Below are 17,569 nucleotides of genomic sequence, written 5' to 3' on the forward strand. Positions count from 1 at the left end.
ATCCCGCCCTTTCGACGTGACACAATGACCGCCCGCCCTGCCGGGCGGTTCGCACTTTGGAGACCCCATGACCCCCGCCGAACAAGCCCTGCGCGACGCCGCGCTCGAATACCACCGCTCGCCCAACAAGGGCAAGATCGCAGTCGTCCCGACCAAGCCGCTGTCCAACCAGCGCGACCTGTCGCTGGCCTACTCGCCGGGCGTGGCCTTTCCCTGCCTCGCGATCGAAGCCGATCCGGCCCTGGCCTCGGAATACACCTCGCGCGGCAACCTGGTCGGGGTGATCACCAACGGCACCGCCGTGCTGGGCCTGGGCGACATCGGCCCGCTGGCGTCCAAGCCGGTGATGGAGGGCAAGGGCTGCCTGTTCAAGAAGTTCGCCGGCATCGACGTGTTCGACATCGAACTGGCCGAACGCGACCCCGACAAGCTGGTCGACATCATCGCGGCGCTCGAACCCACGCTGGGCGGCGTGAACCTGGAAGACATCAAGGCGCCCGAGTGCTTCTACATCGAGCGCAAGCTGCGCGACCGCATGAAGATCCCGGTCTTCCACGACGACCAGCACGGCACCGCCATCATCTCCAGCGCAGCCCTGATCAACGGTCTGGAGCTGGTCAAGAAGGACATCGGCACGGTCAAGGTCGCGGTCAGCGGCGCGGGCGCGGCGGCCATTGCCTGCCTGGACCTGATGGTCAACCTCGGCGTGAACATCGAGAACATCCTGGTGTGTGATTCCAAGGGTGTGATCCAGACCGAGCGCGAGGACGCGAAGGCCGGCAAGCTCGACGAGTCCAAGCAGCGCTACTGCCGCACCTCGGCCGCCCGCACCCTGGCCGATGCCATGAACGGCGCCGACGTGTTCCTGGGCTGCTCGGCCGCCGGCGTGGTCGACGCCGACATGGTGAAAAGCATGGGCCGCCAGCCCATCATCCTGGCGCTGGCCAACCCCGAGCCGGAGATCCGGCCCGAGATCGCCAAGGCCGCGCGCCCGGACTGCATCATCGCCACCGGCCGCTCGGACTACCCGAACCAGGTCAACAACGTGCTCTGCTTCCCGTACATCTTCCGGGGCGCGCTCGACTGCGGCGCCACCAAGATCACGGAAGAAATGAAGATGGCCTGCGTGCACCAGATCGCCGACCTGACCAAGGCCGAGACCAGCGACGAAGTGGCCGCCGCCTACGCCGGGCAGGAGCTGGTGTTCGGCCCCGACTACCTCATCCCCAAGGCCTTCGACACCCGCCTGATCCTCAAGATCGCGCCGGCCGTGGCCCAGGCCGCCGCCGACTCCGGTGTCGCCACGCGCCCCATCACCGACATGGTCGCCTACAAGGAGTCGCTCTCGCGCTTCGTGACGCAGACCGGCATCCTGATGCGGCCCATCTTCTACGCCGCCAAGTCGCTGCCCGCCAGCCGCAAGCGCGTCGCCTTCGCCGACGGTGAAGATGAGCGCGCGCTGCGCGCCGCCCAGATGGCGATCGACGACAACCTGGCGACGCCGATCCTGATCGGCCGTCCGGCCGTCATCGAGGCCCGCATCCTCAAGGCCGGCCTGCGCATCCGCCTGGGCGTCGACGTCGAGAACGTCAACCCCGAAGGCGACCCGCGCTTCCGCCAGTACTGGGAGCACTACCACCGTCTGATGGCGCGCAATGGCGCCACGCCCGAGGTGGCCAAGGCCGCCGTGCGCCGCTCCAACACCATCATCGGCTCGCTGATGGTCTCGCTGGGCGACGCCGACGCGCTGATCTGCGGCCTGGTCGGCACCTACGCGACCCACCTCGAACGCATCGACGCCATCCTGGGCAAGGCGCCGGGCGTGAACAACTTCGCCGCCGTCAATGCGCTGATGACCGCCAACGGCCCGCTGTTCATCACCGACACCTATGTGAACGAAGACCCCACGGCCGAACAGCTGGCCGAGATCGCCTGGATGGCGGCGCAGCAGGTGCAGCGCTTCGGCCTGCCGCCCAAGGTCGCCTTCCTCTCGCACTCGAGCTTCGGCTCCAGCAAGCGCGCCTCGGCCAAGAAGATGCGCGCCGCGCGCGACCTGTTCGTGGCCCAGCACCCGGACATCGAGTGCGACGGCGAACTGCACGGCGACGCCGCGCTGCAGCCCGAGATCCGCAGCGCCTACCTCGCCGACTCGACGCTGAGCGGCTCGGCCAACCTGCTGGTGTGCCCGAACGTGGACGCGGCCAACATCCTCTACAACGTGCTCAAGACCACGGCCAGCGGCGGCGTGACGGTGGGCCCGGTGCTGATGGGCGTGAACAAGACGGCCTACATCCTGACCCCGGCGGCGACCGTGCGGCGCGTGCTCAACATGACGGCCCTCGCGGCCGCGACCGGCGTGCGCGGCTGACCGGCGAGACCTCCGTTTCAAGGGACGCTTCGGCGTCCCTTTTTCTTGGGCCGCGCCACCCTGCCGCGTCTGCCCACCAAGGGTTTCCCCCATCCGCACGCCATAACTTCGTACACATAATTTGTATACAGTTTTGCATGCAACATTGAGGAGACACCATGACGACAACGGTCCATCCGGTCGACGAACACCTGCCCGCCGGCAAACTGGCCGCCCTGGGACTGCAGCATGTGCTGGTGATGTACGCCGGCGCGGTGGCGGTGCCGCTGATCGTCGGCCGCGCGCTCAAGCTCAGCCCCGAGCAGGTGGCGATGCTGATCTCGGCCGACCTGTTCTGCTGCGGCCTGGTGACGCTGATCCAGTCGCTGGGCGCGACCCAGTGGTTCGGCATCAAGCTGCCGGTGATGATGGGTGTGACCTTCGCGTCCGTCGCGCCGATGGTGGCCATGGCCAACAGCAACCCGGGAGCCGAAGGCGCCGGCCTGATCTTCGGCGCCATCATCGGCGCGGGCGTGGTCTCGATCCTGATCGCGCCGGTGGTCAGCCGCCTGCTGCGTTTCTTCCCGCCCGTCGTGACCGGCTCGATCATCCTGGTGATCGGCATCAGCCTGATGCGCGTGGGCATCAACTGGATCTTCGGCAACCCGGTCGGCCCGACCGCGCCCACCATCGTCAACCCCGAACACGCCAAGTGGCTGGCCGACGCCACCGCCGCGGCCGGCGCGCCGGGCTCGCTGCTGCCCGCCATCCCCAAGGACCTGGCCCTGGTCCCCAAGCTGCCCAACCCCAAGTACGCCGACCTCACCGGCGTGGGCATCGCGGCCCTGGTGCTGGTCTCGATCATGCTGATCGCCAAGTACGCCCGGGGATTCGTCGCCAACATCTCGGTGCTGCTGGGCATCGTCATCGGCGGCGGCGCGGCCGCCGCCATGGGCCTGATGAACTTCGACAAGGTGGCCAGCGCGAAGTGGGTGGACATCGTGCTGCCGTTCGAGATCGCGGCGCCCGTGTTCAACCCGGTGCTGATCCTGACCATGACCCTGGTGATGGTCGTGGTGATGATCGAGTCGACCGGCATGTTCCTCGCGCTGGGCGAGATGACCGACCGGCCCGTGGACCGCAAGGCGCTGACCGCCGGCCTGCGCACCGACGGCCTGGGCACCCTGATTGGCGGCATCTTCAACACCTTCCCCTACACCAGCTTCTCGCAGAACGTGGGCCTGGTCGCCGTCACCGGCGTCAAGAGCCGCTTCGTCTGCGTGGCCGGCGGGGCGATCCTGATCGTGCTGGGCCTGCTGCCCAAGATGGCGGCGCTGGTCGAGTCGCTGCCGACCGTGGTGCTGGGCGGCGCGGGGCTGGTGATGTTCGGCATGGTCGCGGCCACCGGCATCCGCATCCTGGCGGCAGTGGACTTCAAGACCAACCGCTTCAACGCCATGATCGTGGCCATCACCATCGGCGTGGGCATGATTCCGCTGATCGCCCCCAACTTCAAGCAGTGGATGCCGCACGGCATCCATCCGCTGATCGAGTCGGGCATCCTGCTGGCCTCGATCGCGGCCGTGGCGCTGAACCTGTACTTCAACGGCAGCGAGGGTGACAGCAGCGCAGCGGTCGAAGCCGCCAAGCTGGCCGACGCGCATTGATAGCCCCCACGCTCCGCCGCTGCGCGGGTCGCTGCCCCCCGAGGGGGCTGGGCCTGCCTTGGGGCGGCCCGGCGGCCGGCCCGTCTGCGCCCCCCGCGCGACGCCAACCCACCACAGGGGCCTTCGGGCCCCTTTTTTGTGCGCGGGTGCTGGTGAACGCACCAATTCAGGGTTAGCCACGATGACGCCGGGCAGGTCTTGCCCCAAGAATCTGTATACACATTCTGTGTTCAATGCGCCGGCACGCCCGACGCCTGGCATTGAAATTGCTGACCTATGGCATCCACCCCCCAACGCCCCGACGGAGTCTCCCCATGCACAAGCGCCAAGTCCTCAAGCTCACGGCCGCGCTGGCCGCCGCCGCCACCTTCGGCATCGCCCACGCCGAGACGCCGATCAAGTTCCAGCTCGACTGGCGCTTCGAGGGCCCGGCCGCCCTGTTCCTGCAGTCGGCCGCCAAGGGCTACTACAAGGCCGCCGGCCTGGACGTGACGGTCGACGCCGGCAACGGCTCGGGCGGCACCGTCACCCGCGTCGCCTCGGGCACCTACGACATGGGTTTTGCCGACATGGCGGCGCTGATGGAGTTCCACGCCAACAACCCGGACGCGCCGAACAAGCCGGTCGCCGTGATGATGGTCTACAACAACACGCCCGCCGCCGTGCTGGCGCTCAAGAAGAGCGGCATCGCCAAACCGGCCGACCTGAACGGCAAGAAGCTCGGCGCCCCGGTGTTCGACGCCGGCCGCCGCGGCTTCCCGGTGTTCCAGAAGGCCAACGGCATCGGCAACGTGGCCTGGACCTCGATGGACCCGCCGCTGCGCGAGACCATGCTGGTGCGCGGCGACATCGACGCCATCACCGGCTTCTCGTTCACCTCGCTGCTCAACCTCGAAGCGCGCGGCGTCAAGGCCGAAGACGTGGTGATCCTGCCCTATGCCGACTTCGGCGTGAAGCTGTACGGCAACGTGGTGATCGCCAGCCCCAAGCTCATCAAGGAGAACCCGGCCGCCGTGAAGGCCTTCCTCTCGGCCTTCGTCAAAGGTGCCAAGGAAGTCATGGCCAACCCGGCCGCCGGCATCGAGACCGTGAAGGCCCGCGACGGCATCATCAACGTGGCGCTGGAGACGCGCCGCCTGCAACTGGCGGTGGACTCGGTGGTCGCCAGCCCCGACGCGCGCAAGGAAGGCTTCGGCCAGATCGTGCCCGGCCGCATGGCGCTGATGGCCTCGCAGGTGTCCGACGCCTACGGCACCAAGACCCGCGTCGACCCGGCCGCCGTGTGGAACGGTTCCATGCTGCCGCCCGCCGCCGAGCTGAACATCCTGCCCGCAGCGAAGAAGTGATGGCCGACGCCGCCCCCGCCGAGAAGGCCTTCGTCGACTTCGACCAGGTCTGGCTCGCCTACAACGACGAGCTGCTGGCCAAGAACGTCTTCGCGGTCGAGGACATCAACCTGAAGGTGAAGAAGGGCGAGTTCATCGCCATCGTCGGCCCCTCGGGTTGCGGCAAGTCGACCTTCATGAAGCTCACCACCGGGCTGAAGATGCCCAGCATGGGCAAGATCACCATCGATGGCCAGCCGGTCACCGGCCCGCTGAAGATCTCGGGCATGGCGTTCCAGGCGCCGAGCCTGCTGCCCTGGCGGACCACGCTGGACAACGTGCTGCTGCCGCTGGAAATTGTCGAGCCCTTCCGCAGCCAGTTCAAGGACCGCCGCAAGGAATTCGAGGAGCGGGCGAAGAAGCTGCTGGCCAGCGTGGGCCTGGGCGGCATGGAGAAGAAGTACCCCTGGGAACTCTCGGGCGGCATGCAGCAGCGCGCCAGCATCTGCCGCGCGCTGATCCACGAACCCAAGATGCTGCTGCTGGACGAGCCCTTCGGCGCGCTCGACGCCTTCACGCGCGAGGAACTCTGGTGCACGCTGCGCGACCTGTGGGAAGCGCAGCGCTTCAACGTGATCCTGGTGACGCACGACCTGCGCGAGAGCGTCTTCCTGGCCGACACGGTGTACTGCATGAGCAAGAGCCCGGGCCGTTTTGTCGTCCAGCGCGAGATCGACATTCCGCGCACCCGCGACCTGGAAGTGACCTACACGCCGCAGTTCACCGACATCGTCCATGAACTCAGGGGCCACATCGGTGCGATGCGCAAGGCCGGCGCCACCATCAACCAGTGAAAGCCATCGCATGAACAAGAAACAGGTCGAGCGCTGGTCCCCGTTCCTGCTGCTGATCGCCATCGTCATCGTCTGGGAGGTGATCTGCAGCGGCTTCGGCGTCTCGGAGTTCATCTTCCCCAGCCCGTCGCGCATCTGGTCGCAGACCATGGAACACAAGGCGGTGATCCTGGGCCACGCCTGGCGCACCTTCTGGGTGACGATGGCGGGCTTCGGCATCGCCATCGTGGTCGGCGTGCTGCTGGGCTTCCTGATCGGCAGCTCGCGCCTGGCCTACGCCGCGGTCTATCCGCTGATGACGGCTTTCAACGCCCTGCCCAAGGCGGCCTTTGTCCCGATCCTGGTGGTGTGGTTCGGCATCGGCGCGGGCCCGGCGATCCTGACGGCCTTCCTGATCAGCTTCTTTCCCATCATGGTCAACATCGCGACCGGTCTGGCCACGCTGGAGCCCGAGCTGGAAGACGTGCTGCGCGTGCTGGGCGCCAAGCGCTGGGACGTGCTGATGAAGGTCGGCCTGCCGCGTTCGCTGCCCTATTTCTACGGCTCGCTCAAGGTCGCGATCACGCTGGCCTTCGTCGGCACCACGGTGTCGGAGATGACCGCCGCCAACGAAGGCATCGGCTACCTGCTGATCTCGGCCGGCAGCTCGATGCAGATGGGGCTGGCCTTCAGCGGCCTGCTGGTGGTGGGCGCGATGGCGATGATCATGTACGAACTGTTCAGCTTCGTCGAGAAACACACCACCGGCTGGGCCCACCGCGGGAGCCAGGGCTAACCCCCTGCGCGCCTCACGGCGCTCCTCATATGAATCCTGACCAGATCGCCCGCCACCTGCGCCGCGCCAACGACGTCGCCCTGCGCGCGATGGACATGGGACGCCACCCGTTTGGTGCGCTGCTGGTCGCGCCGGACGGCGAGACGGTGCTGGCCGAGCAGGGCAACATCGACACCGTGCACCACGCCGAGGCCACGCTGGCGCGCACCGCCTCGCTGAACTACCCGGCCGGCTACCTCTGGGGCTGCACCCTGGTGACCACCTTCGAGCCCTGCGCCATGTGTGCCGGCACCATCTACTGGGCCAACATCGGACGCATCGTCTACGGCGCCAGCGAGGAAGCCCTGCTCGCCCTCACCGGCAACCACGCGGAAAATCCCACGCTGTCCCTGCCCTGCCGCGAACTGATCGCGCGCGGGCAGAAGTCCATCGAAGTCATCGGCCCCGTCCCGGCGCTGGCGGCCGAGATGCTGGCGCCGCACCATTCATTCTGGAAAAAATAGAGCCACTCCGGCGCGACGTGATCCGTTCCAGCACACCGTGGAACCGGCTCCGCCGGGCCACAGGCGTGGCCCACTGGGGGGTGACGCAAAGCGGCGCGGGGGGGTTATCCTGACTTTATGCCCTGGCACGCCCGACTCTCCCTCGACTACCAGCGACACGGCGACCGCTCCGTCCTGCACCACGCGCACGACGGCCCGCTGCGCATCTTCAAGAGCCTCTATCCCGAAGGCGACGCGGTCTGCCACAACGTGATCGTGCATCCGCCGGGAGGACTGGTCGGCGGCGACCAGTTGAGCATCGACGTGCGGGTGGCCGCCGGCGCCCATGGGCTGCTGAGCACCCCCGGCGCGACCCGCTTCTACGCGGCCGACGAGGCCTTCGCGTCGCAGCGCGTCCAGCTGAATCTGGCCGCCGGTGCGCGGCTGGAGTGGCTGCCGCTGGAGACCATCGCCTACCCTGGCTGCCGCGCCGAGAACCACTGGAGCGCGACCCTGGCGGAAGGAGCCGAGCTGATGGCCTGGGACGTGACCGCGCTGGGCTTGCCCGGTGCCGGGCAGCCATTTGACGCCGGCGAGTTCCGCCAGCGGCTGGAGATCCCGGGCTCGTGGCTGGAACAGGCCCGCATGGACGCCCGCGACCGGCGCCTGCTCGATTCGCCACTGGGCCTGGGCGGCCGCCGCTGCATGGGCACCCTGGTGTTCGCGACCGGCAGCCCCGTTTCCCGAGAACGGCGTGAAGCCCTGCTCGACGCCGCGCGCGAGGCCCTGGGCCAGGCCCCCGCCGAGGTCACGGCCGGGGCCACAGCGCCCGGCGACCGCCTGCTGGCGGTGCGTGCGGTGGCACCGCTGGTCGAACCGCTGATGACCTGCCTGCAATCGGTCTGGGCGCGCTGGCGCCCGCTGGCCTGGAACCTGCCCGCCGACGCCCCCCGCATCTGGGGCGTCTGAAGAGCGAGGCCCCCACGCTCCGCCGCTGTGCGGGTCGCTGCCCCCCGAGGGGGCCGAGCCTGCCTTGGGGCGGCCCGGTGGCTGGTCCTCTCGCCCCCAACGCTCCGCCGCTGCCCGCCAATGGTGTGCAAAAAGCCGCGTTTTTGCGGGTTTGTTCGGGCGATCAACGGTGTGCCGGGCTGCGCAGAATTGGGGCAGCATCCCTTTTCACGATCAGGCTCCCCCCGCCTCCGAGACCATGCCCACCAACCTGCAGGACGCCAAGGCGCTCGTCATCGACGGCAATCCGCAGTCGCGCTCCATCATCGTGGGGCAGTTGCGCGACGCCGGCGTGGGCACGATCGTGCAGTGCCCGCGGGTCGCGGACGCGCGCATCAAGCTGGAGGTCGGCACCTTCGACGTCGTGGTCAGCGAACAGTATTTCGAGCGCGAGGACATGACCGGGCAGGAGCTGCTCGACGACCTGCGCCGCAACCAGCTGCTGCCCTTCTACACCGTGTTCGTGATGGTGACCTCCGAGTCGTCCTACAGCAAGGTGGCCGAGGCGGCCGAGTCGGCGCTGGACGCCTACTTGCTCAAACCCCACACCGCCGCCGGCCTGGTGGCCCGCATCGTGCAGGCCCGCGAGCGCAAGGCCGCCCTCAAGCACATCTTTGTCGCCATCGACGCCGAACAGTTCGACGAGGCCGCGCAGATGTGCAAGGAGCACTTCGAGAAGCGGAAACCCTACTACCTGTACGCCGCACGGATCGGCGCCGAGCTGATGCTGCGCGGCGGCCACCTGCACGAGGCCGAGAAACTCTACGAAGCGGTGGTCGAAGCCAAGACGCTGCCCTGGGCCAAGCTCGGCGTGGCGCGGGCACAGATCGAAGGCGGCTTTCCGCAGCGCGCGGTGACCACGCTGGAGAGCCTGATCGAGACCGAGCCCGGCTACACCGACGCCTACGACATCATGGGACGGGCCCAGTTCGAGCTGGGCAACTTCCAGGCCGCACTGGCCACCTTCAAGCGCTCCACCCTGCTCACGCCGTCGTCGGTCAACCGCCTGCTCAAGCACGGCATGATGGCCTGGTACGCGGGCGAGCGCGACGAAGGCATCGAGCTGCTCGACCGCGCCACCCGCATCGGGCTGGACTCCAAGATGTTCGATGCCCAGGCGCTGGTGCTGATCGCGTTCGCGCGGCTGGACGCCAACGAACACAAGGGGCTGCAGCGCTGCCGCGAGCAGATGGAACACATCCGCGACCGCTACCCCGACAACCCGCGGCCAATGCGCCTGCTGGAAATCATCGAGGCCATGCTCGCGATCCAGGAATACCAGACCGCCCAGGCGCTCGACGAGGTCCGGCGCCTGGCCAAGACCATCCACCTGCCGACATTCGACTTCGAGTCGGCCTGCAACCTGCTGGCGCTGATGACGCGGCTGGCGATGCGTTCGATCCAGCTCTACGAGGTCGACGCGGCGGTCGACACCATGTCGCAGCGCTTCTGCACCAGCCGCGCGCTGACCGAGCTGCTGGCCTGCGCCGCGGTCGGCCGGCAGGACTTCATCAACCGAGTGCGCAACGCGCACTCGCAGATCCTCAAACTGACCGAAGAGGCGATGTCGCTCAGCCTCAAGGGCGATCCGCAGGCGGCGGTGATCAAGCTGCTGGACGACGGCGAGAAGACCCTCAACGCCAAGATCATCGAGTCGGCGCACCTGGTGCTGCAGCGCTACCAGGCCCGCATTCCGGACCACAAGGCACTGCTCAAGAAAGCGCAGATCCTGCGCGACCGCTACCGCACCACCGACATCCACGCCGGCCTGGGCGAACAGGCCCACACCGGGCGTGCCGCCGGCGGCATGTCATTGCCCTCGGGCTACAAGCCCCCGCCCAAGATCGAAGGTCTGCTGGCCAGCGTGAACGCCGTCGGCTAGCGCCCCCCGCGCCGGCGCACGCACGCCGGCAACGCCTTGGTCAGATCGCCACCAGCTGACGGATGCCCTTGGCCTGCATCTCGCTGCCCGGCCCGCTGGCGATCACCTCGCCGCGCTCCATCACCACATACTGGTCGGCCAGTTCTTCGGCGAAGTCGTAGTACTGCTCGACCAGCACGATCGCCATGTTGCCGCGGTCGGCCAGCATGCGGATCACCTTGCCGATGTCCTTGATGATGTTGGGCTGGATGCCTTCGGTCGGCTCGTCCAGGATCAGCAGCTTGGGCCCGGCCGCCAGCGCGCGCGCGATCGCCAGCTGCTGCTGCTGGCCGCCCGAGAGATCGCCGCCGCGGCGCCCCAGCATCTGCTGGAGCACCGGAAACAGCTCGAACAGCTCGGCCGGAATCGGCGTGCCGCCGCTCTTGTAGGCCAGCCCCATCAGCAGGTTTTCCTGCACCGTCAGGCGGGCGAAGATCTCGCGGCCCTGAGGCACGAATCCCACGCCCTGGCGGGCGCGCTCGTAGGGCGTGGCCTTGTCAATCGCCTGGCCATCGAGCGTGATGCTGCCACTCTTGATCGGCACCAGGCCCATCAGCGATTTCAGCAGCGTGGTCTTGCCGACACCGTTGCGGCCCAGCACCACCGTGACCTTGCCCAGCTCGGCCGTGAGGCTGACGTTGCGCAGGATGTGGCTGCCGCCGTAGTACTGGTTGACGTCCTTGACTTCCAGGAGACTCATGTCGCGTTCCTCAGCGGCCCAAATAGACTTCGATCACGCGTTCGTCGGCCTGCACCTCGTCGAGCGTGCCCTCGGCCAGCACCGAACCGTCGCACAGCACCGTGACCTTCTCGCTGATCGCGCGGATGAAGCTCATGTCGTGCTCCACCACCATCAGCGAGTGCTTGCCCTTGAGGCTGAGAAACAGCTCGGCCGTGCGCGCGGTCTCTTCGTCGGTCATGCCCGCCACCGGTTCGTCCAGTAGCAGCAGTTTCGGGTCCTGCATCAGCAGCATGCCGATCTCCAGCCACTGCTTCTGGCCGTGGCTCAGCAACCCGGCGGGTCGGCTGGCGCTGTCGGCCAGGTGGATCGTGGTCAGCACCTCGGCCAGCCGGTCCTTCTGTTCGCTGTCGAGCGCAAAAGTCATCGAGCGGCGCACCCGCTTGTCGGTGGCCAGCGCCAGCTCCAGGTTTTCAAACACCGAGAGTTGCTCGAACACCGTGGGCTTCTGGAACTTGCGGCCGATGCCCAGCGCCGCGATCTCGGGCTCGCGGTAGCGCAGCAGGTCGATGGTGCTGCCGAAGTAGACCGTGCCCTGGTCGGGTCGGGTCTTGCCGGTGATGATGTCCATCATCGTGGTCTTGCCGGCGCCGTTGGGGCCGATGATGCAGCGCAGCTCGCCCGGCGCGATGTCCAGGTTCAGGCCGTTGATGGCCTTGAAGCCGTCGAAGCTCACGTGCACGTCTTCGAGGTAGAGGATGCGGCCGTGGGTGGTGTCGACCTCGCCGGTGGCGATGCGGCCGTAGCCGGCGGCGCGGCCACCCGACTCCGTCTTTCCCAGCTCCGGGGCCGTGTGGGCTTTTTCGTAGCGCTGCGCGCCCGCTTCCATCAGGTCGGGGGTCATTTCCCGGCTCCTTTGAACTTCTTCACCAGCCCCACCACGCCCTGTGGCATCCACAGTGTCACGGCGATGAACAGCGCGCCCAGGAAGTAGAGCCAGAACTCGGGGAAGGCCACGGTCAGCCAGCTCTTGGCGCCGTTGACGATGAACGCGCCGATGATCGGCCCGATCAGGGTCGCGCGGCCGCCGACCGCCGTCCAGACCGCGATCTCGATGCTGGCCGCGGTGCTCATCTCGCCGGGATTGATGATGCCGACCTGCGGCACGTACAACGCACCGGCGATGCCGCACATCACGGCCGAGATGGTCCAGATCGAGAGCTTGTAGGGCAGCGGGTTGTAGCCGCAGAACATGACCCGGCTCTCCGCGTCGCGCACCGCCTGCAGCACGCGGCCGTACTTGCTGTTGACCAGCCAGCGCGCAAACACGTAGAAGCCCAGCAGCGTCAGCCCGGTGATCACGAACAGCGTCATGCGCATGCCGTGGGTGGCCAGCGGCATGCCCAGGATGCGCTTGAAATCGGTGAAGCCGTTGTTGCCGCCCATGCCGGTCTCGTTGCGGAAGAACAGCAGCAGCGCGGCGAAGGTCAGGGCCTGCGTGATGATCGAGAAATACACGCCCTTGATGCGCGAGCGGAAGGCGAAGAAGCCGAACACGAAGGCCACCACGGCCGGCACCAGCACGATCAGCAGCAGCGTCGCCACGAAGCTGTCGGACAGGGCCCAGTGCCAGGGCAGTTCCTTCCAGTCCAGGAACACCATGAAGTCCGGCAGCTCGCTCTGGTAGTTGCCGTCGCGGCCGATCTGGCGCATCAGGTACATGCCCATCGCGTAGCCGCCGAGCGCGAAGAACAGGCCGTGGCCCAGCGACAGGATGCCGGTGTAGCCCCAGATCAGGTCCATCGCCAGCGCGCAGATCGCGTAGCACATGATCTTGCCCAGCAGGCCGACCATGTAGTCCGAGAGGTGGAACACGCTGCCCGCGGGCACCAGCAGGTTCAGCGCCGGCGCCACGGCGCAGACCACCAGCAGCGCGACCAGCACACCGCTGAAGGCACCGCGCGTGAGCAGCGGACCGGGGGTGGGGAGAGAAATCGAAGCGGTGCTCATGCTTCCCTGCCTTTGAAGGCGAAGATGCCCTGCGGACGTTTCTGGATGAAGACGATGATGAAGACCAGCACGGCGATTTTGGCCAGCACCGCGCCGGCCCAGCCTTCGAGCACCTTGTTCAGCAGGCCCAGGCCGAGTGCGGCGTAGACCGTGCCGGCGAGCTGGCCGACGCCGCCGAGCACCACCACCATGAAGGAGTCGACGATGTAGCTCTGGCCCAGGTCGGGGCCGACGTTGCCGATCTGGCTCAGCGCGCAACCGGCCAGGCCCGCGATGCCCGAGCCCAGCGCGAAGGCGTAGGTGTCGATGCGCGCGGTGTTCACGCCCATGCAGCTGGCGATCGGCCGGTTCTGCGTCACGCCGCGCACGAACAGGCCGAGGCGGGTGCGCGTGATCAGCAGCGTCACGCCCAGCAGCACCGCACCGGCAAAGGCCACGATGATGATGCGGTTCCAGGGCAGCGTGAGGTTGCCCATCAGGGTCACGCTGCCGCTCATCCAGCTCGGGTTTTCCACGCCGACGTTCTGCGCGCCGAACAGGCTGCGCACGCTCTGCATCAGCACCAGCGAGATGCCCCAGGTCGCCAGCAGCGTCTCCAGCGGACGGCCGTAGAGAAAGCGGATCACCGTGCGCTCCATCGCCGCGCCCACCAGGGCCGAGGCGATGAAGGCCACCGGCAGGGCCGCCAGCAAATACCAGTCGAACAGGCCGGGCAGCGACTTCCTGAAGAAGGCCTGCACCAGCCAGGTGGCGTAGGCACCGATCATGATCAGCTCGCCGTGCGCCATGTTGATCACGCCCATCAGGCCGTAGGTGATCGCCAGGCCGAGCGCGGCCAGCAGCAGGATGGAGCCCAGGCTGATGCCGGTGAAGGCCTGCGACAGCGCGCTGGTCACGGCCAGCGAGCGGTCGAGCGAGGCGATGGCGGCGCCGAGCGCGGCCTTGACGTTGGCGCTGCTCTCGGCCGTCTGGCGGGCCGCCAGCAGCGGCTTGAGCGCCGGATCGCCCATGCTGCCCAGGGCCTGCGCGGCAGACAGGCGCTGTGCCTCGTCGTCGCTGGCCAGCTGCATGGCGGCGCGCGCGAGCTCCAGGCTCTTGCGCGCCTTGGGATCGAGGTTCTGGTTGGCGAACGCCTTCTCGACCAGCGGCAACTGCGCCGCGTCGGGCTCGTCGAAGGCCGCCTTCTGCAGCATGGCCGCGGCGGCCTGCTGTGCCTTGGTGTCGGTGCCAAACAGGTCGCGCACGGACAGCGCGGCGTCGAGCGCGCCACGCAGACGGTTGTTGACGATGGCATCTTCGGCCGTCTCGGCCACGGTCACGGCCGCGCCGGTCACCGCATCCTTGCCACTGCCATCGTCTGCAATCAGGAGCACCTGCTCGCCCTGGACCTTGACGGCACCCGCCGACAGGGCCTGCATCAGGGCGAGGGTGCGTTCGTCGGGTTCGGCCGCCAGCCGGTTGACGGCGGCGATGCGGGCATCCCCCTCACCCGTGGCCAACGCCAGGGCGTCGGCCGGGGTGAGGGCATGCGCGGTGGCTGCGCCGATCAGGCACAACAGCACAGGAAAGAATCGCAGCCAGCGCATCAGGGACCCCGCTTACTTCTTCTCGGGAAGGTTCTTCTTGCCCTTGTTCTCGACGATGTAGTCGCTCCACGGATCGGCCACGACCGGACCCGGGGTCTTCCACACCACGTTGAACTGGCCGTCGGCCTTCACTTCGCCGATGAACACCGGCTTGTGCAGGTGGTGGTTTTCCTTGTCCATGGTGGAGGTGAAGCCGCCCGGAGCCTTGAAGGTCTGGCCGGCCATGGCGGCGATGACCTTGTCGGTGTCGGTGGACTTGGCCTTCTCGACGGCCTGGGCCCACATGTGGATGCCGATGTAGGTGGCTTCCATCGGGTCGTTGGTCAGCGGCTTGTCCTTGTGGCCGGCGATGCCCTTGGCCTTGGCGTAGTCGCTCCACTGCTTGATGAACGCCGTGTTGGTCGGGTTCTTCACGCTCATGAAGTAGTTCCAGGCGGCCAGGTGACCGACCAGGGGCTTGGCGTCGACGCCGCGCAGCTCTTCTTCACCCACCGAGAACGCCACCACCGGCACGTCCTTGGCCGACAGGCCGGCGTTGCCCAGTTCCTTGTAGAACGGCACATTCGAATCGCCGTTGATGGTGGAGATCACGGCCGTCTTCTTGCCTTCGGCCGCGAACTTCTTGATCTTGGCGATGATGGTCTGGTAGTCGGAGTGACCGAAGGGGGTGTACTCCTCCATGATGTCCGACTCGGGGATGCCCTTGGCCTTCAGGAAGGCGCGCAGGATCTTGTTGGTAGTGCGGGGGTAGACGTAGTCGGTGCCCAGCAGCACGAAGCGCTTGGCCGAGCCGCCGTCCTTGCTCATCAGGTACTCGACCGCAGGGATGGCCTGCTGGTTGGGCGCGGCGCCGGTGTAGAACACGTTCTTGGACAGCTCTTCGCCTTCGTACTGCACCGGGTAGAACAGCAGGCTGTTCTTTTCTTCGAACACCGGCAGCACCGACTTGCGCGAGACCGAAGTCCAGCAGCCGAAGGTCACGGCGACCTTGTCCTGGTCGATCAGCTGCTTGGCCTTCTCGGCGAACAGCGGCCAGTTGGAGGCCGGGTCGACCACCACGGGTTCGAGCTTCTTGCCCAGCACGCCGCCCTTGGCGTTGATCTCGTCGATCGTCATCAGGGCCACGTCCTTCAGGACGGTTTCGGAAATCGCCATCGTGCCCGACAGCGAGTGCAGGATGCCGACCTTGATCGTGTCGGCGGCGTGGGCGGTGAGGCCGAAGGCGCCCAGGGCGGTCGCGACCGTCAGGGCTTTCAGGGTGAATCGACGTTGCATCATGGCGCTTCTCCAGGGTTCAAAAACATCCGTTGGGGTCTGACATCTGCCACCACAAGGCACTGCTGAAGGAGCCTTGTGGTGGTGACGGAACGGATGCTAGGGAGAACCCTGAAAAGCGTCTGTACGCCGGGTGGCGTATGCGGGGGCCAGCCCCGCCCCGGGGGTCAGCAGGGCACGCCGCCGCGCGCCAGCAGCCAGGCCGGCGCGTCCTGCAGGCAGACCGGGCGCAGGAAGCGCTCCAGCGCCGCGTCGCCGACCGAGGTGGTCATGGGCGCGGTGCTCGACGGCCAGGGACCGCCGTGCTGCTGCGCGGCCGTGACGGCGACGCCGGTGGGCACACCGGCGAACAGCACACGGCCGGCGATCTGCGTGGCGCTGCGCACCAGGGCGCGGTTGTCGGCCGAGTCTTCGTCGGCGCCCCAGAGGGTCACGGTGAGGCTGCCGCCCACCGCTTCCAGCACCTGCTGCACCTCGTCCACGCTGGCGCAGCGCACGATCAGGCTGCTCGGGCCGAACACCTCGTCGCGCAGTTCGGCACGCTCGATGAAGCGCTGCGCGCTGACCTGCAGCAGCTGCGGTCCGGGCGCGGGCGGCGTGCCCTGGCCCTGCAGCAGCGAACGGGCACCGGCGTCCATGAAGCGCTTGACGCCGGCGTCGAAGGCCTTGCGCATGCCGGGGGTCAGCATCGGGTGCGGCTGCTGCTTGGAAAGCGCCAGCGTGAGCTGTTCGATGAACGCATCGGTCTCGGGGCCGTCGATCAGCACCAGCAGGCCGGGGTTGGTGCAGAACTGGCCGCAACCCAGCGTGATGGAGCCGGCCAGCGTGGTGGCCAGTTCGCCGCCCTTGGCCGCGAGCGCGGCGGGCAGCGCGATCAGCGGATTGATCGAACCGAGTTCGCCGTAGAACGGGATCGGGCGCGGGCGCGCATTGGCCTCGGCCTGCAGCGCGGCGCCGCCGCGGGTCGAGCCGGTGAAGGCGCCGGCCGCGATCAGCGGGTGACGCACCAGGTCGACGCCGGTCTCGACCTCGGCGCCCTGCACCAGACCGATCAGGCCGGCGGGCAGGTCCAGCGCCTTGAGCGCGCGCTGGATGATGGCGAAAACCTGCTGCGACAGGTTGGGGTGGCCGGGGTGCGCCTTGACCACCACGCTGCAGCCGGCCGCGAGCGCCGATGCGGTGTCGCCGCCCAGCACCGAGAAGGCGAACGGGAAGTTGCTGGCCGCGAACATCGCCACCGGACCCAGCGGCACGCGCTGGCGCACCATGGCCGGGTGCCCGGCGGGCGGGCCGCCGGCGACCGCCGGGTCGTCCAGCACGGTGAAGGGTTCGCCGCGTTGCGCGAGGTCGGCGAAGCGGCGCAGCTGGAAGGTGGTGCGGTCGAGTTCGCCGTTGAGGCGCACCGGGCCGAGCGCGGTTTCCAGATCGGCCCAGGCGACCAGCTTCTCGCGCTCGCCTTCGAGGCCCCTGGCCAGCGCCTCCAGCAGTTCGGCGCGCTGCGCACCGGTGCTGCTGCGCCAGGTGGCGAAAGCAGCGTGCGCCGCGTTCACCGCGCTGTCGATGTCCTGTTCGGTGGAGGCGTTCAGTGTTTTGCCGTGGGGTTCGCCGGTGCGGGCGTTGATGGATTGCAGGGTGCTCAT

14 protein-coding genes are annotated in these 17,569 nt (G+C 67.8%); 8 read left to right on the forward strand and 6 right to left on the reverse strand.

Annotated features, from left to right (window positions below; genetic code table 11):
• The first annotated feature begins 67 nt into the window (after positions 1–67).
• The 8 genes from ACS5NL_RS09205 (at position 68) to ACS5NL_RS09240 (ending at position 10,340) form a co-directional block, all read left to right on the forward strand.
• Entirely contained in the window at positions 68–2,368 is a 2,301-nt protein-coding gene (locus ACS5NL_RS09205; protein WP_439353429.1) for an NADP-dependent malic enzyme, read from the forward strand.
• Between the two features lie 158 nt (positions 2,369–2,526).
• On the forward strand, positions 2,527–4,014 hold the full coding sequence (locus tag ACS5NL_RS09210) for a nucleobase:cation symporter-2 family protein (protein WP_439353430.1): 1,488 nt from the start codon (positions 2,527–2,529) through the stop codon (positions 4,012–4,014).
• 314 nt (positions 4,015–4,328) lie between these two features.
• The gene (locus tag ACS5NL_RS09215; RefSeq protein WP_439353431.1) at positions 4,329–5,360 is read left to right on the forward strand and encodes an ABC transporter substrate-binding protein; all 1,032 of its coding nucleotides are present in this window, start codon (positions 4,329–4,331) and stop codon (positions 5,358–5,360) included.
• Positions 5,360–6,193, forward strand: a complete 834-nt coding sequence (locus tag ACS5NL_RS09220; protein ID WP_439353432.1) for an ABC transporter ATP-binding protein — start codon at positions 5,360–5,362, stop codon at positions 6,191–6,193. The genes ACS5NL_RS09215 and ACS5NL_RS09220 overlap by 1 nt, the downstream gene beginning before the upstream one ends.
• Positions 6,194–6,203: 10 nt before the next feature.
• A complete protein-coding gene (locus ACS5NL_RS09225) occupies positions 6,204–6,968 on the forward strand; it encodes an ABC transporter permease (RefSeq protein WP_439353433.1) in 765 nt (254 codons plus the stop codon).
• A gap of 29 nt (positions 6,969–6,997) precedes the next feature.
• Positions 6,998–7,471, forward strand: a complete 474-nt coding sequence (locus ACS5NL_RS09230) for a nucleoside deaminase (RefSeq protein ID WP_439353434.1) — start codon at positions 6,998–7,000, stop codon at positions 7,469–7,471.
• Between the two features lie 117 nt (positions 7,472–7,588).
• Positions 7,589–8,419: an urease accessory protein UreD gene (locus ACS5NL_RS09235; RefSeq protein ID WP_439353435.1), complete on the forward strand. Its 831-nt coding sequence runs from the start codon at positions 7,589–7,591 to the stop codon at positions 8,417–8,419.
• A gap of 238 nt (positions 8,420–8,657) precedes the next feature.
• Positions 8,658–10,340 carry a response regulator gene (locus ACS5NL_RS09240; protein WP_439353436.1) on the forward strand — a complete coding sequence of 561 codons (1,683 nt, stop codon included), beginning with the start codon at positions 8,658–8,660 and terminating at the stop codon, positions 10,338–10,340.
• 40 nt (positions 10,341–10,380) lie between these two features.
• On the opposite strand, the gene urtE is transcribed toward ACS5NL_RS09240, so the two are convergent.
• The 6 genes from urtE to ACS5NL_RS09270 all read right to left on the reverse strand — a co-directional run bounded on the left by urtE (position 10,381) and on the right by ACS5NL_RS09270 (position 17,569).
• Positions 10,381–11,079 carry an urea ABC transporter ATP-binding subunit UrtE gene (urtE, locus tag ACS5NL_RS09245; RefSeq protein WP_439353437.1) on the reverse strand — a complete coding sequence of 233 codons (699 nt, stop codon included), beginning with the start codon at positions 11,077–11,079 and terminating at the stop codon, positions 10,381–10,383.
• 10 nt (positions 11,080–11,089) lie between these two features.
• A complete protein-coding gene (gene urtD, locus ACS5NL_RS09250; RefSeq protein WP_439353438.1) occupies positions 11,090–11,962 on the reverse strand; it encodes an urea ABC transporter ATP-binding protein UrtD in 873 nt (290 codons plus the stop codon).
• Positions 11,959–13,068, reverse strand: coding sequence for an urea ABC transporter permease subunit UrtC (gene urtC, locus ACS5NL_RS09255; protein ID WP_439353439.1), 1,110 nt, complete (start codon positions 13,066–13,068; stop codon positions 11,959–11,961). Before urtC ends, urtD begins: the two co-directional genes overlap by 4 nt.
• Entirely contained in the window at positions 13,065–14,654 is a 1,590-nt protein-coding gene (gene urtB, locus ACS5NL_RS09260) for an urea ABC transporter permease subunit UrtB (RefSeq protein ID WP_439353440.1), read from the reverse strand. The genes urtC and urtB overlap by 4 nt, the downstream gene beginning before the upstream one ends.
• Positions 14,655–14,666: 12 nt before the next feature.
• Positions 14,667–15,929 (reverse strand): urea ABC transporter substrate-binding protein, encoded by a 1,263-nt coding sequence (gene urtA / locus ACS5NL_RS09265; RefSeq protein ID WP_439353481.1) that lies wholly within the window; start codon positions 15,927–15,929, stop codon positions 14,667–14,669.
• 167 nt (positions 15,930–16,096) lie between these two features.
• The gene (locus ACS5NL_RS09270; protein ID WP_439353441.1) at positions 16,097–17,569 is read right to left on the reverse strand and encodes an aldehyde dehydrogenase (NADP(+)); all 1,473 of its coding nucleotides are present in this window, start codon (positions 17,567–17,569) and stop codon (positions 16,097–16,099) included.

Origin of the sequence: Hydrogenophaga sedimenti (genome assembly GCF_051857515.1) — a bacterium.
Taxonomy (GTDB): domain Bacteria; phylum Pseudomonadota; class Gammaproteobacteria; order Burkholderiales; family Burkholderiaceae_C; genus Hydrogenophaga.

Bases quoted from the DNA above. Each gene is read 5' to 3' on its own strand.
- ACS5NL_RS09205 (WP_439353429.1), top strand. From the start codon at position 68: ATGACCCCCGCCGAACAAGCCCTGCGCGACGCCGCGCTCGAATACCAC.
- ACS5NL_RS09210 (WP_439353430.1), top strand. From the start codon at position 2,527: ATGACGACAACGGTCCATCCGGTCGACGAACACCTGCCCGCCGGCAAA.
- ACS5NL_RS09215 (WP_439353431.1), top strand. From the start codon at position 4,329: ATGCACAAGCGCCAAGTCCTCAAGCTCACGGCCGCGCTGGCCGCCGCC.
- ACS5NL_RS09220 (WP_439353432.1), top strand. From the start codon at position 5,360: ATGGCCGACGCCGCCCCCGCCGAGAAGGCCTTCGTCGACTTCGACCAG.
- ACS5NL_RS09225 (WP_439353433.1), top strand. From the start codon at position 6,204: ATGAACAAGAAACAGGTCGAGCGCTGGTCCCCGTTCCTGCTGCTGATC.
- ACS5NL_RS09230 (WP_439353434.1), top strand. From the start codon at position 6,998: ATGAATCCTGACCAGATCGCCCGCCACCTGCGCCGCGCCAACGACGTC.
- ACS5NL_RS09235 (WP_439353435.1), top strand. From the start codon at position 7,589: ATGCCCTGGCACGCCCGACTCTCCCTCGACTACCAGCGACACGGCGAC.
- ACS5NL_RS09240 (WP_439353436.1), top strand. From the start codon at position 8,658: ATGCCCACCAACCTGCAGGACGCCAAGGCGCTCGTCATCGACGGCAAT.
- urtE (WP_439353437.1), bottom strand. From the start codon at position 11,079: ATGAGTCTCCTGGAAGTCAAGGACGTCAACCAGTACTACGGCGGCAGC.
- urtD (WP_439353438.1), bottom strand. From the start codon at position 11,962: ATGACCCCCGACCTGATGGAAGCGGGCGCGCAGCGCTACGAAAAAGCC.
- urtC (WP_439353439.1), bottom strand. From the start codon at position 13,068: ATGAGCACCGCTTCGATTTCTCTCCCCACCCCCGGTCCGCTGCTCACG.
- urtB (WP_439353440.1), bottom strand. From the start codon at position 14,654: ATGCGCTGGCTGCGATTCTTTCCTGTGCTGTTGTGCCTGATCGGCGCA.
- urtA (WP_439353481.1), bottom strand. From the start codon at position 15,929: ATGCAACGTCGATTCACCCTGAAAGCCCTGACGGTCGCGACCGCCCTG.
- ACS5NL_RS09270 (WP_439353441.1), bottom strand. From the start codon at position 17,569: ATGAGCACCCTGCAATCCATCAACGCCCGCACCGGCGAACCCCACGGC.